Origin of the sequence: Polyangium sp. y55x31, from assembly GCF_029946505.1 — a bacterium.
Lineage (GTDB): Bacteria > Myxococcota_A > Polyangia > Polyangiales > Polyangiaceae > Polyangium.
In genome coordinates this window covers 441,335-456,837 of sequence record NZ_JARZHG010000002.1, presented here as the reverse complement: position 1 = coordinate 456,837, position 15,503 = coordinate 441,335, and the positions used below count along the sequence as shown (strand labels likewise).

The following is a 15,503-nucleotide window of genomic DNA, read 5'->3' as shown; positions in this document are numbered from 1 at the left end:
ATCCCGTGAAACAAGCATTCCTCGCTCCCATTGCGCAGAGCCCGCTGCTCCTCTTGCCGCTCTCCGCGCTGTTTCTGTTCCTCGCGGTCTTCGCGGCCTGGGTGATCCGCACCTATTCGAAGCGGCCCGAGGCCTACGCCGAGATCGCAGCTTTGCCGCTGCATGACGACGCCGGGCAGCGCCGCGCCGACCAGCGTCCGGAGGTGACCCATGTCGACTGAACGACACGTCACGACGAAAGAGGCCCCGCCGCCCGACTCGGGGGAGGGGATCGTCCACGAATACGATGGAATCCTGGAGGCCGACAACCACCTGCCGCGCTGGTGGTTGATGACGCTCTACGGCGCCATTGCCTTCAGCGCCCTGTACTGGATGGGCTACGAGGCCTTCAAGATGCTGCCTTCGCCGCGCGAGGCGTATGCGGTCGAGCAGGCGAAGGCCGCGGCCGCGGAGGCCGAGAAGCTCAAGGCCATGGGCGCGGCGAGCGACGAGAACCTCGTGGCGATGGCGAAAAACGTCGCCGCCGCGTCCGAAGGGAAGGAGGTTTTCACGAAAAACTGCGTGAGCTGCCACGCCGCGAACGGGGGCGGCGGCATTGGCCCGAACCTGACGGACGGAGCGTGGCTGCACGGCGGCAAGCCCATGCAGGTGTACGCGACGATCAAGGATGGTTACGTGAAAGGCGGGATGCCCGGGTGGGGCGCGCTGATCGGTGAAGAGCGCGTCCGCCTCGCGGCTGCTTACGTCCTTTCGATCAAAGGCACGAACGTTCCGGGGGGCAAAGCGCCGCAAGGCGCGCCGGAGCCGTAAATGTCACGCGTCCATTTGCCGGTGCTCTCGTCCGAGGGCGGGGAGATGCAAAGCTCCCTGCGCGCGGACGGCTCGCGAAACTGGGTACAGCCTGCCGACGTGCGCGGGCGCTTCGCTCGCGCGCGGAAGGCCGTGTTCCTGCTGCTCGTCGCGGCGTGGGCCGTCGTGCCCTGGGTGCGCATCGACGGCCGGCCCGCGCTCATGCTCGACGTCGAGCACCGGCAGTTTTTCCTGTTCGGCGCGACGTTCAATGCGCAGGATCTGTGGCTGCTCTTTTTCCTGCTCACGGGCGTCGGGTTCTCGCTGGTCTTCTTGACGTCGCTCCTCGGCCGCGTGTGGTGCGGCTGGGCTTGCCCGCAGACCGTGTTCCTCGAAGGCCTCTTCCGCCCCGTCGAGCGGCTCATCGAGGGGCCGCGCGAAATGCGCATTCGCCGCGACAAGGGGCCCTGGAACGCCGACAAGATCCTCCGGAAGGTCGGAAAACACGTCGCGTTCGTGGTCCTCGCGGCGTTCGTGGCGCACGTGTTCGTGGGGTATTTCGTGAGCGTGCCGCGGCTCTTCGCCATGATGAAGAGCCGTCCCGCCGAGCACCCCGAGGCCTTCGCCTGGGCCGCGGCCCTCACGGCCGTGTTTTACGGCAACTTCGCCCGCTTCCGCGAGCAGCTCTGCATCGGCCTCTGCCCCTACGGGCGCATGCAATCGGTGCTGATCGACCAGGACTCGCTCGTCGTCGGGTACGACAAGACGCGGGGCGAGCCGCGCGGGAAGGCTTCGGATCCCGAGGCGGGCGCGTGTGTCGATTGCAAGCGGTGCATCGCCGTCTGCCCCACGGGCATCGACATCCGCAACGGCCTGCAGCTCGATTGCATCGCCTGCACGTCCTGCATCGACGCTTGCGACGAGGTGATGGACAAGCTCGGGCGGCCCCGCGGGCTCGTGCGATACGATTCGCTGAAGGGCCTCGCGGGTGGAAAGACGCGTTTGCTGCGGCCGCGCGTGTGGCTTTACCTCGTGCTCGGCCTCGTGGGCCTCGTGGTGGCGACGGTCGCGACGCGGACGCGCTCCACGTTCGAGGCGAACCTCCTCCGCGTGCCCGGAATGCCCTTCGTGCTCGACGGCGACGAGGTGCGGAACGCATTCACGATCCACCTCGTGAACAAGCGCCCGGACGCGGCGACGTTCAAGGTCGAGCCCGAGCCCACGCCGGGCCTTTCGTGGGTTGTCCCGACGGGCGAGCCGACGGTCGGCGGACTCGGAGGCATTTCGCTGCCGGTCACGGTGACGGCAAAACGCGCCGCGTTGAAAGGCAACGTGCCCATTCGAATTCACGTGCGGGGCCCCGAAGGTGAGCGGGTGGTGGAGGGGACGTTCGTCGGGCCGACCGCGGGCATCGGCAAATCGGAGGGAGGTGCGCCATGAGCCTGTGGATCTCGCTCGGGACGGCGGCCGCGCTCGGCGCGACGAGCGGCGTGCATTGCGCGGCGATGTGTGGCCCGATCGCGGCGGTCGGCACGAGCCGGGAAGGGCGCCTCGACGCGCGGCGGGCCTTCGGATACCTGGGAGGCCGGGCCCTCGGATATACGGCGCTCGGCGGGGCCGCGGGAGCGCTCGGCGCGCCGTTTGCCGCGGGGTCCGCCGGGAACGTGGTGCGGCTCGTGCTGGCGATCCTGGTGGCCGCGGCGCTCGTGTATCGGGCGATCGTGCTCGTGCGGCCCACAGCGGGGGAAAAATTGGTCGCGCTGGGGCGCGGCCCGCGGGAGGGGAGGTTTTTTCAGAAAATCGCGCGGTACATACCGCGGCGCGGGATGGGGCTCGGCCTCGCGACGGCGCTTTTCCCCTGCGGGGCGCTCTTCGCGGGCGTCGTCGCCGCGTCGTCGGCGGGCTCGGGCCCTTTGGGCGCGGCCATGATGCTCGTGTTTGCCGCGGCGAGCGCGCCTCTCTTGATGCTGCCGGCAGCCTTGTCGGCGAACGTGGCGGCGCGCATTTCGGGCCGTTTCGCGAGAAACGTCGGCGCGCTCGCGCTCGTCGCGGCCGCGGCCTGGGTGATGACGCCGCCGATTCGATCCATGCTGGCGCCCGCAGAGACGCCCGCATGTTGCGCGTCCGCCGCGGGCGTTCCCGCGCACCACGCGCGTTGAAACATCGTGAAACATTCGTGAAACGCGGCTGGAACGTGCTGGCCCTCGGTTTTGCGCGTCGCGCGCTCGTCGAAGCGCTGGCGCGTGGAGCGTAGGGTGGCATCTTGCTTGCTTGGGCCCGGACGAACGGAACCCCCTGGAAGAGGAAACGAGATGGCCACGATCACGCCCGCACCGACCTCCCCGAAAGCAAGCCACCCGCGGTCCGAGTCCGCCGCGACCCCGGAGCTCGGGCGCGCGCGTGTCGTCATCATCGGCGGCGGCACAGCCGGCATCTCCGTGGCCGCGCGGCTCGCGCGCGCCGGCGTGGAAGACGTCGCAATCCTCGAGCCCTCCGAAAAACACTACTACCAGCCGCTCTGGACGCTGGTCGGCGCGGGCATCGTGAGCGCAGAGCAAACAGCGCGCGACGAGGCCGCCTACATTCCCGAGCACGCGCGCTGGATCAAAGACTTCGCCGAGGAGATCGATCCGGTGGCGCAAACCGTGCGCGTCCGCGGCGGCGGGCGGATCGGCTACGATTTCCTGGTCGTCGCCCCAGGCATCCAGCTCGACTGGGACGCCGTCCCCGGCCTGCGAGAAGCGCTGAAGACGGAGAGCGTATCGAGCAATTACGATTTCCGCCTCGCACCGAAGACCTGGCGCCTCATCGAGTCCTTCCGCGGCGGGACGGCGCTGTTCACGCACCCGACAGGGCCGATCAAATGCGCGGGCGCGCCGCAGAAGATCGCCTATCTCGCCTGTGATCACTGGCGCAAGACGGGCCTGCTCGATCGGTCGAGCGTGATCCTCGGCTCGGGGCAGAAGGCAATCTTCGGCGTCGCGGAATTCCGCGTGGTGCTCGAGAAGGTCATCGAGCGCTACGGCATCCAAACGAAATTCGAGCGCAACCTCGTCGAGGTGCATCCGGATCGGAAAGAGGCCGTCTTCGCAGTCGTAGGCGATCCGGCAGGCACACGCGAGACGATCCGGTACGACATGATGCACGCCGTACCGCCGCAAAGCGCGCCCGATTTCATCAAGCGGAGCCCGATCGCGCACAAAGAAGGTCCGAACAAGGGCTGGGCCAAGGCCGACAAGCACACGATGCAGAACCCCGATTACCCGAACGTCTTCGCGCTCGGCGACGCCTCGGAGCTGCCGACCTCGCGCACGGGCGCGGCCATCCGCAAAGAAGCACCGGTCCTCGTGGAGAACCTGCTCGCCGTCATGAACGGCAAGGAGCCCACGGCGAAATACGACGGTTACGCCTCGTGCCCACTCGTGACCTCCTACGACACGATGCTCCTCGCGGAATTCGATTACAGCGGCAAACCCACGCCGTCGATCCCGTTCATCGACACGCAGAAGGAGCGGCACGACATGTACCTGCTCAAGCGGTACGGGCTGCCCTGGATGTACTGGAACCTGATGTTGCGCGGTTTGTCGTGATTTGACCGTAGCGCTGGGGCTTTGCCCCAGGCCCCAGCAGGGGCTATCCGCCCCTGCACCCGGACCAGCGCAAGCGCTGGACCCGGGGTCGATGAACTGCGCGATGCGCAGTTCATCGAACAGGCCGAGTCAAGACTGCCACCCAAGACGGTTTCGATCGGCAACGTCGTCCCTGGTCTTGCCACCGGCCCGTCGGAAAAACCGCGCATCGCGCGGTTTTTCCGCCCTCGGTCCAGGCCGTGCCTGGTCCGGGTCGAGGGGCGGACAGCCCCCGCGGGGTCCGGGGCAGCGCCCCGGCTCCACGGTTCAGCTCAGCTCACGCCGCCTTCCTGACGCGCGCGAGGTTCCCCCGCGCGAGTGCGTCCCGATCCACCTCGTCGAGGGACGTCACCACGAGGTCCGCGCCTGCTGCCTGCAAGAGATCCTCGTCCCCGAGACGCGCCACCCCGATCGCCCGCATTCCGCCGGCCTTTGCGGCCTGAACGCCCGACGTTGCGTCCTCCACCACGAGCGCTGCTTCGGGCTGCACGCCGAGCTCTGCTGCGGCGCCGAGGAAGATGTCCGGGTACGGTTTGCCCCTCGGGAACGTCCGGCCGCAGACGTTTGCGTCGAAGAGGTCGACGAGCGTCGTGCCCGGCTCTTTTCCGAGCGGATCCGGCCGGATGCCCGGCATCGGCTCGGGCAGGGCGATCCGCGCGAGCAGCTCGTTTGCGTTCTTCGATGACGACGCGACCGCCATCGGCAAGCCCATGTCGCGCACCGCGAGCACGAACCGTAACGCGTCCGGGAAGGCCTGGAACGCGCCTTCCCGGATGAGACCCAGGATCTTCGCTTGTTTCGCGGCGCCGTACTCCGCGGCGTGGGACGCGGCGTCGGGGACGCCGAAGTACTCGAGCGCTGCGCGTGCCCCGTCCTCGCGAGGTTTGCCCGCGACGATCTCCTGGTAGACCGCCGTGTCGAAGCGCGCCGGTGTGTACCGCGATCGCGCTGCGAGGTCCTTCCACGGGCCTCGCATGAGCTCCTCCAAGGTCTCCCGCCAGGCCCGCTCGTGCGGCGAATCGACGAGCACGCCATCCACGTCGAAGAGGATCCCCTCGAACGCCATGCAAGGGCAGATGGAGCCCACGCTGGCCCATCGGAAGCCCCGCGGCGAGCTCGTGCGAGGCGGTGATCTCAGCCGAAGAGGAGCATCGTCGCCGTCTGGTTCACGTGGCCGAGGAACTGCTCGCCGTACGTGCTGAACCCGACCGTCGGGATGCCCTCGAAGATCGTGCCGTATGGCTCGACGAGGCCACGTGTCTCGATCTCCAGCGTGCGCAGCACGCAGTCGAAGCCGATGAGCGCCGACGCGCCGCCGAGCTCCTCGCGGGCCGTCGCGAGCGCGCGGCGCGTGTCCTCCACGATGTCGCTCGCTTCGAGCACCGTGAGGACCGTGCCTTCGGGGACGTTGCAGTAGAAGACCACGCTCTCGCCGCGGATCTGCTGCGGGCTCCGCACGAAAGGTTCGTCGCCGACCATCAGGCCGAGCGGGTGGTTCTGGAAGTGATGCGCGAGCTCCTCCGGCGGGATCCCGAGCACCTCGGCGTACCGAGCCGCCGCGGGTTTGCCGTCGAACGCATGCACGACGCGCCCGGCCTCGTCGCAGGCCGTGACGCGGAGCGTGCGATCGAGCGGGCGGAAGCTCTGCGTCTTCCACGCGCGAAACGGGACGGCTGGTTCGAGCAGGAGCAGGACCGCGGCGTTCGTGAAGGCCATGCCGTCCTTCGCGACCCACGTCGACGTGAAGGTGAGGTCGTCGCCCGCCGAGCCGCCGAGGATCGGGATGTCGGTGAGGTCGCCGAGCCGATCCATGAGGCGCTCCTCGGCGTTGCTGAGGCCGTCGATGAGCAGGAGGCCCACGTGCTGCGAGGGATCCAGGCTCGAAAGCGGCCGGCCGAAGTGCGTTTCGAGCGGTGCGAGCGCGTCCTTCACGTCGGCGCGACTGCGGACGTCCTCGATCACGGCGACGGCCGCGTCCCGCACGATCTCGCTGCCGAGCGCCATCGCGACGACCGAGCCCTTGCGCCATGCGCGGCCTTCACGCTCGCCGGCCGTCGTGCAGCCGACCACGAGCGCGCCTGGAAACGCGCGCTGCATCGCCTCGGCGAGGGCGCGAGGATCGCGGCGGCCGCCGGCGAAATACAGGACCACGACGGGCTCGACCGAGGCGAGCTCCGCGCGCATGGCGCGCGCGACGTCGTCTGCGCCGATCACGGTCGCATGGGCAGTTCGAACGGGCACGTTTGACACTCCTCCTGCGTGCTCTCGAAGAAGATGGCTAGCGTTGCGGGCCCGAGGACGGCGGCGGTCGCCACGACACGCCCGCGGGCTGCGCCGACAGGTCGACGCCGAGCTCGCGCGCGAGGGCCTCGAGCTTGCGCAGGACTTCGGGATCGTCGGAGGTGGTGTCCGTGTGCTTCGAAGGATCGATGCCCTTCAGCATGAGCTTCGCGCGGACGAACCCGGCCATCGTCGGGTTGCCCCGCGATCGATGGGCGACGATGGCGTCGATGATCTGCTTGACCTTCCCCGACATGCTTTCGCGAGGTCTCGCGCCTCGAAACGCGGCGCGATCTCCCGCCCCGCAGACATCATCTCACAAACGTCACGTCATCCCCAACAGCTCTCTCGGGGGAAGCTACGCGGGCGCCGCCGCCAGAGGGGGAGCGCCCGCGAGCTCCGCGAAAAAGGGCGCGAGATCCGCGCGGCCTCGGAGCGGCGCGCAGATCCGACCCGACGATCGCAAGAGCTCCATCTCGAGCTTCTCCGCGCGCCGCCCGACGTCCGCGAGCGCGAGGAAATGCTTCGCCTTGCGATCTTCCATCGCCCGATCCGCGATCACGAGGCTGTGCCGGAGCTCGCGGATCTGCTGATCCACCTCGGCCACCGCGCGCTCTTTCTCGACCGCCGCCGCCTCGACCTCGAGCTCGGCGTGGCGCGCGTTCGCCCAGAGGTCGACGAGATCGGCGAGCGCGCGGTACGCGGCCGCGAGCTCGCGGTAGGGCTCGCGGAAGCCGCTCCGGCCCTCCCAGAAGACGAGCTCCCGGTGTGCCTCGCGCACGCGCGGCGCGAACGACCTCGCGGCGCCGGCGAGCGGCGCGATGCCGGCCCGGGTCGCGCGCGCTTCCTCGCGCGTCCGCGAGATGTCCACCGTGAGCCGATCCATCGCCTTGCCCTGGCGGAAGCGGCCCTCTTTCCACTCGCGGTGGATCGTGTCGAGCGCGCGTTGCTCCTCGATGCCGCGCTCGCGGAGCTCCGCGAGCTCCTTCACGCACGCCTTCATCTGCTCGAGCGTGCGCGCGACCTCGGCTGGCAGGGCGCCGCCGTAGGTCTTGCCGACGAGGCGCTCGACGATCTCGACGCGCGTGCTCCAGCGCTGCGCCGCGGCCGCGGATGAAGGGCGCGGCGGCGCGATCGGCATTACGTCGAGATCGGGCGGCGAGGGGATCCGCGCGGCCTCGCTGACCTCCTGGAGCGTCGCGAGGACCCGGTGCGCGTCGACGGGCCGGCCGTCGGGGCCCTTCGCCATGAGGTCGTAGACGAGCTGATCGAGCGCGGGCGGCGCGTCCGGCAGGTGCTCGCCGAGGCGCGGCGGCGGCTCCAGCATGTGCTTGTTCAGGATCTGCGCGGGGCTCGGCGCGTCGAAGGGCAGACGCTGCGTGAGCATCTCGAAGAGGATCACGCCGAGCGCATACAGATCGGCCGGCGGGCCCGCGTCCGAGGACGTCGCGCGCTCGGGGGCCATGTACTCGGGCGTGCCGAAGACCTCGCCCGCGTTCGTCAGGCGCACGTCCTGCGCGCAGCGCGCGATGCCGAAATCGAGGAGCTTGACCCGGTCGCCCCGGAGCAAGAAGACGTTCTCCGGCTTGAGATCACGGTGGATGACCTCGAAGTCGTGGGCGCGGGCGAGCGCGCGCGTCATCTGGATCGCGATGGGCAGCGCGCGCGCGAGAGGCACCGGGCCGCTCGCGATGACCTCCGAGAGGCTCTCGCCTTCGAGCAGTTCCATCACGAGAAACGGCGTGCCGTCCTCCGCGTCGCCGTGATCGAAGATCTCGATGATGTTCGGGTGCGCGAGCCTCTGCGCGAGCTTCGCCTCGCGGTTGAAGCGCTCACGCGTCGTGTGATCCGAGGCGAGCTGCGGGTTCAGGAGCTTCACCGCGCAGGGTCTGTCCGTGAGCAGGAAGCGCGCGCGGTACACGGAGGCCATGCCGCCGATGCCGATGAGCTCGTCGAGCACGTACCTGCCCGCGACGGTGCTGCCGAGCCACGGATCCCGGAGCACGACGAGCGTCGAGCCGTCAGCGAAGCAAGTGTTGCTCTCGCTCGGATAGCGGAGGCTGCACGTGGGACAGGACTTCATGCGCGGCGCAGGGAGGGCAGGGGCGGTGGCGTGGGGCGCCCGGTCCCATCCACCACCCCCGAGTGCCACCTGATTACAGGATCTCGCCAATGCGCTGCAAGAGTCCGCCGCCGGAGAAGAGCGCCCGGAGCCCTTTGCGGAACCAGCCATAACTTTGGGCCGTGTACGGGAACCAGAGCGGGTCCTTGCTGCCCATGCCGACACGCTCGACGCTGACGTGCTTGATGTTGCACATCTCCCGCAGTCCCTCTTCACCCATCGCACGGCCGAAGCCGCTCGCCTTGATGCCGCCGAAGGGCGTGTCGGGCGTGCCGCCGTTCGTCAGCACGTCGTTCACGAGCACGCTGCCCGCCTCGACGCGCTCGGCAAGACGCGTCGCGTGATCACGGTCGCGCGAAAAGACGTACGCGTTCAAACCGAGGTGCGAGTCGTTCGCGAGGCGAAGCGCCTCTTCCTCGGTCGAGACGCGCATGATCGGCACGATCGGCCCGAAGATCTCTTCGGTCATCACGGTCATCTGGTGGTTGCAGCCGTCGATCACGGTCGGCTCGAAGAACTGCCCCGGCCCCTCACGCCGCTTGCCGCCCGCGCGCACCGTGGCGCCCTTCTGCACCGCGTCAGCGATGTGCTTCTCGGCCACGTCGATCTGGTGCGGGAAGATGATCGCGCCGACGTCGACGAACTCGGCGCTCGGATCACCCTGCCGGAGCTCCTTCGTCAGCTCGACGACGCGATCGACGAGCTTGTCGTGCACCTCGCGGTGCGCGTAGACGCGCTCGACGGAGACGCAGACCTGGCCCGCGTTCGAGAAGCCGCCGAACACGATGGCGCGCGCGGTGCGCTCGACGTCGGCGTCGGCGCAGGCGATGAGCGGCGCCTTGCCGCCGAGCTCCATCACGCACGGGATGAGCCGCTCGCCGCACGCGGCCGCGACCCTGCGGCCTGTGGCGACGCTGCCCGTGAGGATCACGAAGTCGGGCTGCGCCTCGATGAGCGCCGCGCCCGTCGGCCCGAAGCCGGGGACGATCTGGAGCAGATCCTCGGGCAGGCCCGCGCTGTCCCAGACCTCCTTGGCCTTCTGCGCGATGAGCGGCGTGACCTCGCTCGGCTTGATGACGACGGCGTTGCCCGCGAGCAGCGCGAGGATGGCGTCGCGCAAGGGGAGCTGGAACGGGTAGTTCCAGGGCGAGATCACGGCCACGACGCCGCGCGGTTTGTAGTGGATGAAGCTCCGGCGGTGCTTCATCAGGTGGAGCTTCACCTCGTGCGGCGCGAGGACGCTCGGCGCGGCCTTGGCGAAGAAGGTCGCGATGTCGGCGGCGACCATGACCTCGTGGAGCAGGGCCTCGTGGCGGGGTTTTCCGCACTCGCGCACGAGCAGGTCGACGATCTCGTCGACGCGGTCGACGATGGCGTCGCGGAAGCGCAGCACGCGCTCGCAGCGCTCCTCGACGGGCAGCGCGCCCCAGGCCTCCTGCGCGCGCCGCGCCCGCTCGACGGCTCGCTTGACCTCGTCGGCGGAGGTGACCTTCACCTCGCCGAGGAGCTCGCCCGTGGCGGGCGCGTAGCTCCGGATCTTCGTCGCCGCGTGCCCATTGGCGCCCGGACCGCTCCCCGCAACGCTCCCCGCCCCTCGGTCCATCACCACCTGGCCCATTTCATCCTCCTCGCAGGAAAGCCGAGCGATCGGCCCGGCGCATCGTGCGCGTCCGCGCATCCGCGCGGGCTCTTCGCCGGCACGGTCGTCGGTGAACGTAGCCAAAGGGGCGGCGTGCTTCAATACGGAGAACTCGCACCTCGGACGGCGCCCACGCGGCTGCTGTCCGGAACGAAGGCGCCCCGCGAGCAAGGGCGTCCCCGATCCCGAGGGCGTGCCATCGCTGCCGATCGCCGGCGAGCGGTCCACGGCATCACACCCGGGTCATTCCGCCGTCGAGCACGATCTCTTCGCCGGTCATGTACGAGGCGTCGTCGCTCGCGAGGAAGAGGGCCGCCTTGGCCACCTCGTCCGCCGTACCGAAGCGCCGCATGGGGATCTGCGCAATCAGCGCTTGCGCGAAGCTCGCGGGGAAGCCGAGCTTATCGTGGAGCGGCGTCTCGATCGGTCCGGGGCTCACGGCGTTCACGCGAATGCCTGACTCGGAAAGCTCCGCCGCGGCGACGCGCACGATCGACCGGAGCGCCGCTTTCGAGGCCGCGTAGGCGCTCGATCCCGGCATGCCGAGCTGATTGTTGATCGAGCTGTTCACCACGATGGCGCCGCCGCGCCGGAGGAGCGGCGCGAAGTGCTTGATGTAAAGCCAGGGGCCCCGCACGTTGATGCGGAACGAATCGTCGAAGGCGGCCTCGTCGAGCGAGGTGATGGGGCCGAACTTGGCGACGCCCGCATTGAGGAAGAGGACGTCGACGCCCGTGCCCTCCGCGGCGAAACGCCCGGCGAGCGCCTGGATGTCTGCGCTCGATCCGGCGTCCGAAACGACGACCTCGGCAATGCCTTCGAGCTCCTTGCGGGCGGCTTCGACCGACCGCGGATTCGTGCCGGTGACGGTGACCTTCGCGCCTTCGGCCGCGAAGAGCCGAGCCGCGGCGAGCCCGATGCCCGTGGTTCCACCCGTGACGAGGACGACCTTGTTCTGCAGCTTGCCCATGATGTTCGCTCTCCAGCGAGCCGGTGTCCCGCGGCCTTCGCGGTCCCCGTCCGGCATCGATGCGCAGAACATGCACCCGCCCGTCGAGCTGCGGCAGACGAGACAATTGCAATCTACTCTTGCAAAAAGCTGAAGGATGCGGTGCATCCGGTCCATGGACTTCCTGGGCCGGGCGCGCACGCTCGTTCGTATCGTCGAAGCCGGTTCGTTCTCGTCCGCGGCGCGTTCGCTCGGGCTCTCGCTCGCGGCGATCAGCCGGCAGATCGGCACGCTCGAAGAGGAGCTCGGCGCGAAGCTCTTCGTGCGCACGACGCGCAGCCTTCACCTCACCGACGAGGGGAGGCGGTTTTTCGAGCACGCGACGCGGCTCGTGCGCGAAGCCGACGCCGCGATGGCGAGCGTGCGGCCCGACCGGGCGATCGGGGGCCGCGTCGTCGTCTCCGCGTCCGTCACGCTGGGGGTGATGCGGATCGTGCCGGCGTTGCCTGCGCTGCTCGACGCCCATCCGGCGCTGGAGCTCGAGATGCGCCTCGAGGACCACGAAGCCGAGCTCGTGGGCGAAGGCGTCGACATTGCCGTGCGCGCGGGCATGGCGCTGCCGGATACGACGAACCTCGTCGCGCAGTCCATCGCGACGTTCCCGCGCGTCCTCGTGGCGTCACCGGCCTATCTTCGTCGTCACGGGCTGCCGCGCACGGTCGATTCGCTCGCGAGCCACGCGGCGGTGCTCGGCCTTTCGAGCCCCGCGACGTGGCACTTCGTCGAGGATGGCGAGAAGCGTACGGTCACCATGGTGCCGAAGCTTCGGGTGGCCACGTTGCTCGGCATTCGATCGGCGGTGGAGGCGGGCCTGGGCATTGCCGCGTTTCCGGACTTCGTCGTGAAGGACGCCATGGCCGACGGTTCTTTGCGCGTGCTCCTGCCGGAGGCGACGCTGCCCCTCGTGCCGGTGTATGCGCTCTATCGGATCGAAAATCGCGGCTCGCCGCGCATCGATGCCATCGCTTCGCACCTTCGCGCGACGCTGCCGACGGAGCCGGCGCCCGCTCCGCCTGCGCGCGGGCGACGTCGCGCCTGAAACGAACCCTTCGTCCGGAACGATGACAGCCTCTCGATTTGGGGCGTCCCCCCCTCGATTTCGTGTAGGCCTCTTGCGCTCATGGGGGCTGATCCGAATACACACATGGGGGGAATGGACATGAAACAGATGCTTTGCACGCTCGGGGCGGTTCTCGGGCTCGCGGGGACGGCTTTGCCGCTCGTGCCGGGGACGGCGCACGCGATGGAGGGGCTCTCGATCGAGATGGGCGCCAAGGCCCAGTTCCTGAACGGAGCCTTGATCGGCATTCCGATCGTGTACACGTGCCCCAAGGGCAGCACGTCCCCGAGCGTGTTCGTGCAGCTTTACCAGGCGTCCGGGAGCGAGGTCGTGAACGGGTCTGCCTTCGAAGATGCCCTCGTATGCGACGGGGGGCCGAAGGAAACGCTGATCCTCGTGGTACCGAATGGCTCGTCCCCGTTCCGCCGGAGCAAGGACGTCGTGGTCGACGTGAACGTCTCGGCCTGCGACGAGCTCACGGCCACCTGCGGAAACACGTCCGCCGGGCCTGCGCTCTTGTCGCTCAAGCGGTGATCACTCCGCTTTGTTCATGAGCGCCGCCATCCACGCCTCTTCTTCCGCGACGAGCTGCAGCGTCTTGTCGCGCGCGGAGGCGCGCACTTGCTCGGCCGGAGGGTCTTCGTCGGGATTGTGGTAGGCGCTGAGGAGCCCGATCGACGTGAGCCATTCGAGCTCGTCGAAGCCGGCGCCGATCTTGCGCAAGAAATCCGCAATGACCAGCGTCAAGAGCTTGAAGTGGCCCTTGTAGGGCAGGCCGAGCGGACGAATCGGCGCCTCCTTGCTGATCCAGACCGACGCGGTCACCAGGAGCGCCTGCGCGGCGACGGCCGGCTCGTCCGCGAGGATCTCGACGACGTCGGCGATCATGGTGAGCGCCTCCGGATTGCGGAGGGCCATCATGCCTTTGCCCTCGAAGTGCCGCGCTTCGATCTCGGCGGGCACGATCGTCGCGCGGAGCGCGGCCTGTCCGTCGTGGGGCTCCCATATGGGCGAGATCTGGATCCCGGCGGCGCGCGTCTCGGTCCGGAGGTTCACCGTGTGGAGCAGGATCGCTCGCGCGTCGTGCATCAGGTTGTCGATGTCCGGGAGCGCGTAGCCCTCCGGAAGCTCGAGGAAGGCGCGGCCGGAGGCGGTATCGAATTCCATGCCCCCTTCTACCACGGTTCGAGGGCGCCGATCGCGGACTAACGCTTGACCAAATCACCCAGGGCCGGTGACGCGCCCACCGTCCAGGCGGTGCCAGGACGCACGAACCCCCACTCGCCGTCGGCGAAGACCCACACCTCGCGCAGAAGCGTCTCGCCGCGATAGAACGTGATCTGCGCGAACTGTTTGCCGCCGCTCGGCTGCGCATCGGTCACGCGCAGGGCCTCCACGAGCGCCGAAAGCTCCTGCCCGCGCTTCTCGGCCGTGCCGCCGGCGGACCAGGCCACGACCGCGCGATCGGCGGTCCGGAGGAGCGGCAGATCGGCCGCGGTCGCCGCGGCACGCGCGTCGGCCTGGGTGCTGGCGGCCGCGATCGGTCGCGCCTCGGGGGCCGCGCCGGGACCCGGCGCCGGCTGCTGAGCAGAGTTGTTGCTGCAAGCGAGTACGCAGGTGGCGAACACGCACCCGAGGAGGAGTGATCTCATGAGGGCCTCGATACCGGTCGAGCGGTGGGGACAGGAAATCCCAGCCGGCCGTGGCTCGTCAAGCCCCGAGCGCGCAGAGCACGAACGAGGTGGGCTTCAGGCGGAACGGATAAAAGCCGGTCGCGTAGCAGCGCAGGAGGGCGAAAAATGGATTCGTCTCGAGGACGGTGTTCTTTTGCGCGAACTGCCATTCGAGGCACTCGATCATGTCGATGTATGCATATTCGAAATACCAGGATGCAGCATCCGCCTGGTCCTTGGCAAGGCCACTCCTGTCCAGGTTGTATTGCAGGCACCACTGCACGCTGTCACCCATGCACATGTAGAGATCACCGGGGCGGTGCTCGCCAGGGGTGCGCGGCTGGAGCTCCCGCGCTTGTTCCAGGCGACTCCAGCCGTTCCTGTGGCGCACCAGCAATTCCTTGAGCGCGCCGGATTTCCAATCCCATGCCCCTGACACGGCCCTGGCGAGCTCACACAGATCGAGGAACCTCGACCAATCTGCGATCTCCGTGCGGATCGTGATGTCCTCCGGCGCCGGAAATAGCCCTGGCTCGTAGATCCTCGCGAGCTCGTTGTGCTCGCCGAGCAGTGCCACGGCGCGCTCTCGATTGGAAGCGCAGCTCGGAGGGACGAACCAATCGATGGCCAAGAATTCGCTCAAGACGCGCCGTACGTACGGCGTCGCCGCGCCATACTCGTGGTCCGCCGGGTCGAATCCGAACGACGCCTTCATGGCACGAGCCTTCCGAGCGTCGTCCGAAGGCCCTCACGATCCACACGTACGACGAGGATGCCCGTGTCGCCGGGGACGATGCCGACGCCCGAGACGAGCGAGCCGATGATCGGACCCGACGCGCTCTGGCCGAGCACGTACGTGTGCCCCGCGGGAATGACTTCCTCGACCGCCTCACCGAGCGCACGCACGGCTTCGCCGAAATCGACCGAAGCATGCACGAGCTTGCCGCGCGTCAGCTCGAGGATCCTTCGATCCCGTTCGCTGAGTCCGAGGCCCGAAAAGCCGCTCCACGCGGGCGCATCGAGGAGGCAGCACGGTGAGATCGGTGGGCAGGCGCATGCATCCGTCTTACCGCTTTCCACGACGAGCGTCAAAACTGCGCGGCGTGGTCGCGCACGAACTGCTCGTACGAGATGGGCGCTTTCCCGGTGAGCTTCTCGAAATCGTCCGTCGCCGGCGCGGCGCCTCCTTCGATGCAGAAGCGCACGTAATCGACGAGCGCGTCCACGACCCACCCGGGCATCCGGTGACGGCGAGCGGGGACGACATCGAGCGGCAGCTCGAGGAGGGGGCCGTGGATCTGG

18 protein-coding genes are annotated in these 15,503 nt (G+C 68.7%); 7 read left to right on the top strand and 11 right to left on the bottom strand.

From position 1 onward, the window contains the following. Nucleotides 1-5: 5 nt before the first annotated feature. From QHF84_RS05025 to QHF84_RS05005, 5 genes are all read left to right on the top strand, one after another. Nucleotides 6-221, top strand: a complete 216-nt coding sequence (locus QHF84_RS05025; RefSeq protein WP_281312014.1) for a hypothetical protein — start codon at nucleotides 6-8, stop codon at nucleotides 219-221. Beyond that, nucleotides 211-810: a cbb3-type cytochrome c oxidase N-terminal domain-containing protein gene (locus QHF84_RS05020; RefSeq protein WP_281312013.1), complete on the top strand. Its 600-nt coding sequence runs from the start codon at nucleotides 211-213 to the stop codon at nucleotides 808-810. The genes QHF84_RS05025 and QHF84_RS05020 overlap by 11 nt, the downstream gene beginning before the upstream one ends. Continuing rightward, nucleotides 811-2,229 (top strand): cytochrome c oxidase accessory protein CcoG, encoded by a 1,419-nt coding sequence (ccoG, locus tag QHF84_RS05015; protein WP_281312012.1) that lies wholly within the window; start codon nucleotides 811-813, stop codon nucleotides 2,227-2,229. After that, nucleotides 2,226-2,948, top strand: a complete 723-nt coding sequence (locus tag QHF84_RS05010) for a sulfite exporter TauE/SafE family protein (protein WP_281312011.1) — start codon at nucleotides 2,226-2,228, stop codon at nucleotides 2,946-2,948. Before ccoG ends, QHF84_RS05010 begins: the two co-directional genes overlap by 4 nt. A gap of 153 nt (nucleotides 2,949-3,101) precedes the next feature. Then, nucleotides 3,102-4,379 carry an FAD/NAD(P)-binding oxidoreductase gene (locus tag QHF84_RS05005; RefSeq protein WP_281312010.1) on the top strand — a complete coding sequence of 426 codons (1,278 nt, stop codon included), beginning with the start codon at nucleotides 3,102-3,104 and terminating at the stop codon, nucleotides 4,377-4,379. 316 nt (nucleotides 4,380-4,695) lie between these two features. On the opposite strand, the gene QHF84_RS05000 is transcribed toward QHF84_RS05005, so the two are convergent. From QHF84_RS05000 to QHF84_RS04975, 6 genes are all read right to left on the bottom strand, one after another. After that, a complete protein-coding gene (locus QHF84_RS05000) occupies nucleotides 4,696-5,484 on the bottom strand; it encodes an HAD-IA family hydrolase (protein WP_281312009.1) in 789 nt (262 codons plus the stop codon). Between the two features lie 68 nt (nucleotides 5,485-5,552). Then, complete coding sequence (locus QHF84_RS04995; protein ID WP_281312008.1) at nucleotides 5,553-6,659, bottom strand: FIST N-terminal domain-containing protein; 1,107 nt, start codon at nucleotides 6,657-6,659, stop codon at nucleotides 5,553-5,555. 37 nt (nucleotides 6,660-6,696) lie between these two features. After that, nucleotides 6,697-6,954 (bottom strand): hypothetical protein, encoded by a 258-nt coding sequence (locus QHF84_RS04990; RefSeq protein ID WP_281312007.1) that lies wholly within the window; start codon nucleotides 6,952-6,954, stop codon nucleotides 6,697-6,699. Nucleotides 6,955-7,056: 102 nt separating this feature from the next. Further along, nucleotides 7,057-8,781: a serine/threonine-protein kinase gene (locus QHF84_RS04985; protein WP_281312006.1), complete on the bottom strand. Its 1,725-nt coding sequence runs from the start codon at nucleotides 8,779-8,781 to the stop codon at nucleotides 7,057-7,059. Between the two features lie 73 nt (nucleotides 8,782-8,854). Beyond that, entirely contained in the window at nucleotides 8,855-10,438 is a 1,584-nt protein-coding gene (locus QHF84_RS04980; RefSeq protein WP_281312005.1) for an aldehyde dehydrogenase family protein, read from the bottom strand. A 253-nt stretch (nucleotides 10,439-10,691) separates the two neighbouring features. Next, on the bottom strand, nucleotides 10,692-11,429 hold the full coding sequence (locus QHF84_RS04975) for an SDR family oxidoreductase (protein ID WP_281312004.1): 738 nt from the start codon (nucleotides 11,427-11,429) through the stop codon (nucleotides 10,692-10,694). Nucleotides 11,430-11,583: 154 nt separating this feature from the next. Here QHF84_RS04975 and QHF84_RS04970 point away from each other — a divergent pair, with 154 nt between their 5' ends. Continuing rightward, nucleotides 11,584-12,507, top strand: a complete 924-nt coding sequence (locus QHF84_RS04970; protein WP_281312003.1) for a LysR family transcriptional regulator — start codon at nucleotides 11,584-11,586, stop codon at nucleotides 12,505-12,507. Between the two features lie 120 nt (nucleotides 12,508-12,627). Then, entirely contained in the window at nucleotides 12,628-13,062 is a 435-nt protein-coding gene (locus QHF84_RS04965) for a hypothetical protein (protein ID WP_281312002.1), read from the top strand. Here the strand turns inward: QHF84_RS04965 and QHF84_RS04960 are convergent, their stop codons facing one another. From QHF84_RS04960 to QHF84_RS04940, 5 genes are read right to left on the bottom strand one after another with little or no spacing between them, the layout of a single operon-like run. Then, on the bottom strand, nucleotides 13,063-13,695 hold the full coding sequence (locus QHF84_RS04960; RefSeq protein ID WP_281312001.1) for a hypothetical protein: 633 nt from the start codon (nucleotides 13,693-13,695) through the stop codon (nucleotides 13,063-13,065). A 38-nt stretch (nucleotides 13,696-13,733) separates the two neighbouring features. Then, entirely contained in the window at nucleotides 13,734-14,180 is a 447-nt protein-coding gene (locus tag QHF84_RS04955) for a hypothetical protein (protein ID WP_281312000.1), read from the bottom strand. Between the two features lie 58 nt (nucleotides 14,181-14,238). Beyond that, a complete protein-coding gene (locus tag QHF84_RS04950) occupies nucleotides 14,239-14,916 on the bottom strand; it encodes a hypothetical protein (protein WP_281311999.1) in 678 nt (225 codons plus the stop codon). Further along, nucleotides 14,913-15,281: a hypothetical protein gene (locus QHF84_RS04945; RefSeq protein ID WP_281311998.1), complete on the bottom strand. Its 369-nt coding sequence runs from the start codon at nucleotides 15,279-15,281 to the stop codon at nucleotides 14,913-14,915. The genes QHF84_RS04950 and QHF84_RS04945 overlap by 4 nt, the downstream gene beginning before the upstream one ends. Before the next feature lie 8 nt (nucleotides 15,282-15,289). Beyond that, nucleotides 15,290-15,442 (bottom strand): hypothetical protein, encoded by a 153-nt coding sequence (locus QHF84_RS04940; RefSeq protein WP_281311997.1) that lies wholly within the window; start codon nucleotides 15,440-15,442, stop codon nucleotides 15,290-15,292. Nucleotides 15,443-15,503 lie beyond the last annotated feature (61 nt).

What these genes read in the sequence shown, in the direction of transcription:
- QHF84_RS04980 (WP_281312005.1), bottom strand. Translation starts at nt 10,438, where the DNA reads ATGGGCCAGGTGGTGATGGACCGAGGGGCGGGGAGCGTTGCGGGGAGC.
- QHF84_RS05010 (WP_281312011.1), top strand. Translation starts at nt 2,226, where the DNA reads ATGAGCCTGTGGATCTCGCTCGGGACGGCGGCCGCGCTCGGCGCGACG.
- ccoG (WP_281312012.1), top strand. Translation starts at nt 811, where the DNA reads ATGTCACGCGTCCATTTGCCGGTGCTCTCGTCCGAGGGCGGGGAGATG.
- QHF84_RS05005 (WP_281312010.1), top strand. Translation starts at nt 3,102, where the DNA reads ATGGCCACGATCACGCCCGCACCGACCTCCCCGAAAGCAAGCCACCCG.
- QHF84_RS04950 (WP_281311999.1), bottom strand. Translation starts at nt 14,916, where the DNA reads ATGAAGGCGTCGTTCGGATTCGACCCGGCGGACCACGAGTATGGCGCG.
- QHF84_RS04975 (WP_281312004.1), bottom strand. Translation starts at nt 11,429, where the DNA reads ATGGGCAAGCTGCAGAACAAGGTCGTCCTCGTCACGGGTGGAACCACG.
- QHF84_RS05020 (WP_281312013.1), top strand. Translation starts at nt 211, where the DNA reads ATGTCGACTGAACGACACGTCACGACGAAAGAGGCCCCGCCGCCCGAC.
- QHF84_RS04940 (WP_281311997.1), bottom strand. Translation starts at nt 15,442, where the DNA reads ATGCCCGGGTGGGTCGTGGACGCGCTCGTCGATTACGTGCGCTTCTGC.
- QHF84_RS04965 (WP_281312002.1), top strand. Translation starts at nt 12,628, where the DNA reads ATGAAACAGATGCTTTGCACGCTCGGGGCGGTTCTCGGGCTCGCGGGG.
- QHF84_RS04990 (WP_281312007.1), bottom strand. Translation starts at nt 6,954, where the DNA reads ATGTCGGGGAAGGTCAAGCAGATCATCGACGCCATCGTCGCCCATCGA.
- QHF84_RS04955 (WP_281312000.1), bottom strand. Translation starts at nt 14,180, where the DNA reads ATGAGATCACTCCTCCTCGGGTGCGTGTTCGCCACCTGCGTACTCGCT.
- QHF84_RS04960 (WP_281312001.1), bottom strand. Translation starts at nt 13,695, where the DNA reads ATGGAATTCGATACCGCCTCCGGCCGCGCCTTCCTCGAGCTTCCGGAG.
- QHF84_RS05000 (WP_281312009.1), bottom strand. Translation starts at nt 5,484, where the DNA reads ATGGCGTTCGAGGGGATCCTCTTCGACGTGGATGGCGTGCTCGTCGAT.
- QHF84_RS04970 (WP_281312003.1), top strand. Translation starts at nt 11,584, where the DNA reads ATGGACTTCCTGGGCCGGGCGCGCACGCTCGTTCGTATCGTCGAAGCC.
- QHF84_RS04985 (WP_281312006.1), bottom strand. Translation starts at nt 8,781, where the DNA reads ATGAAGTCCTGTCCCACGTGCAGCCTCCGCTATCCGAGCGAGAGCAAC.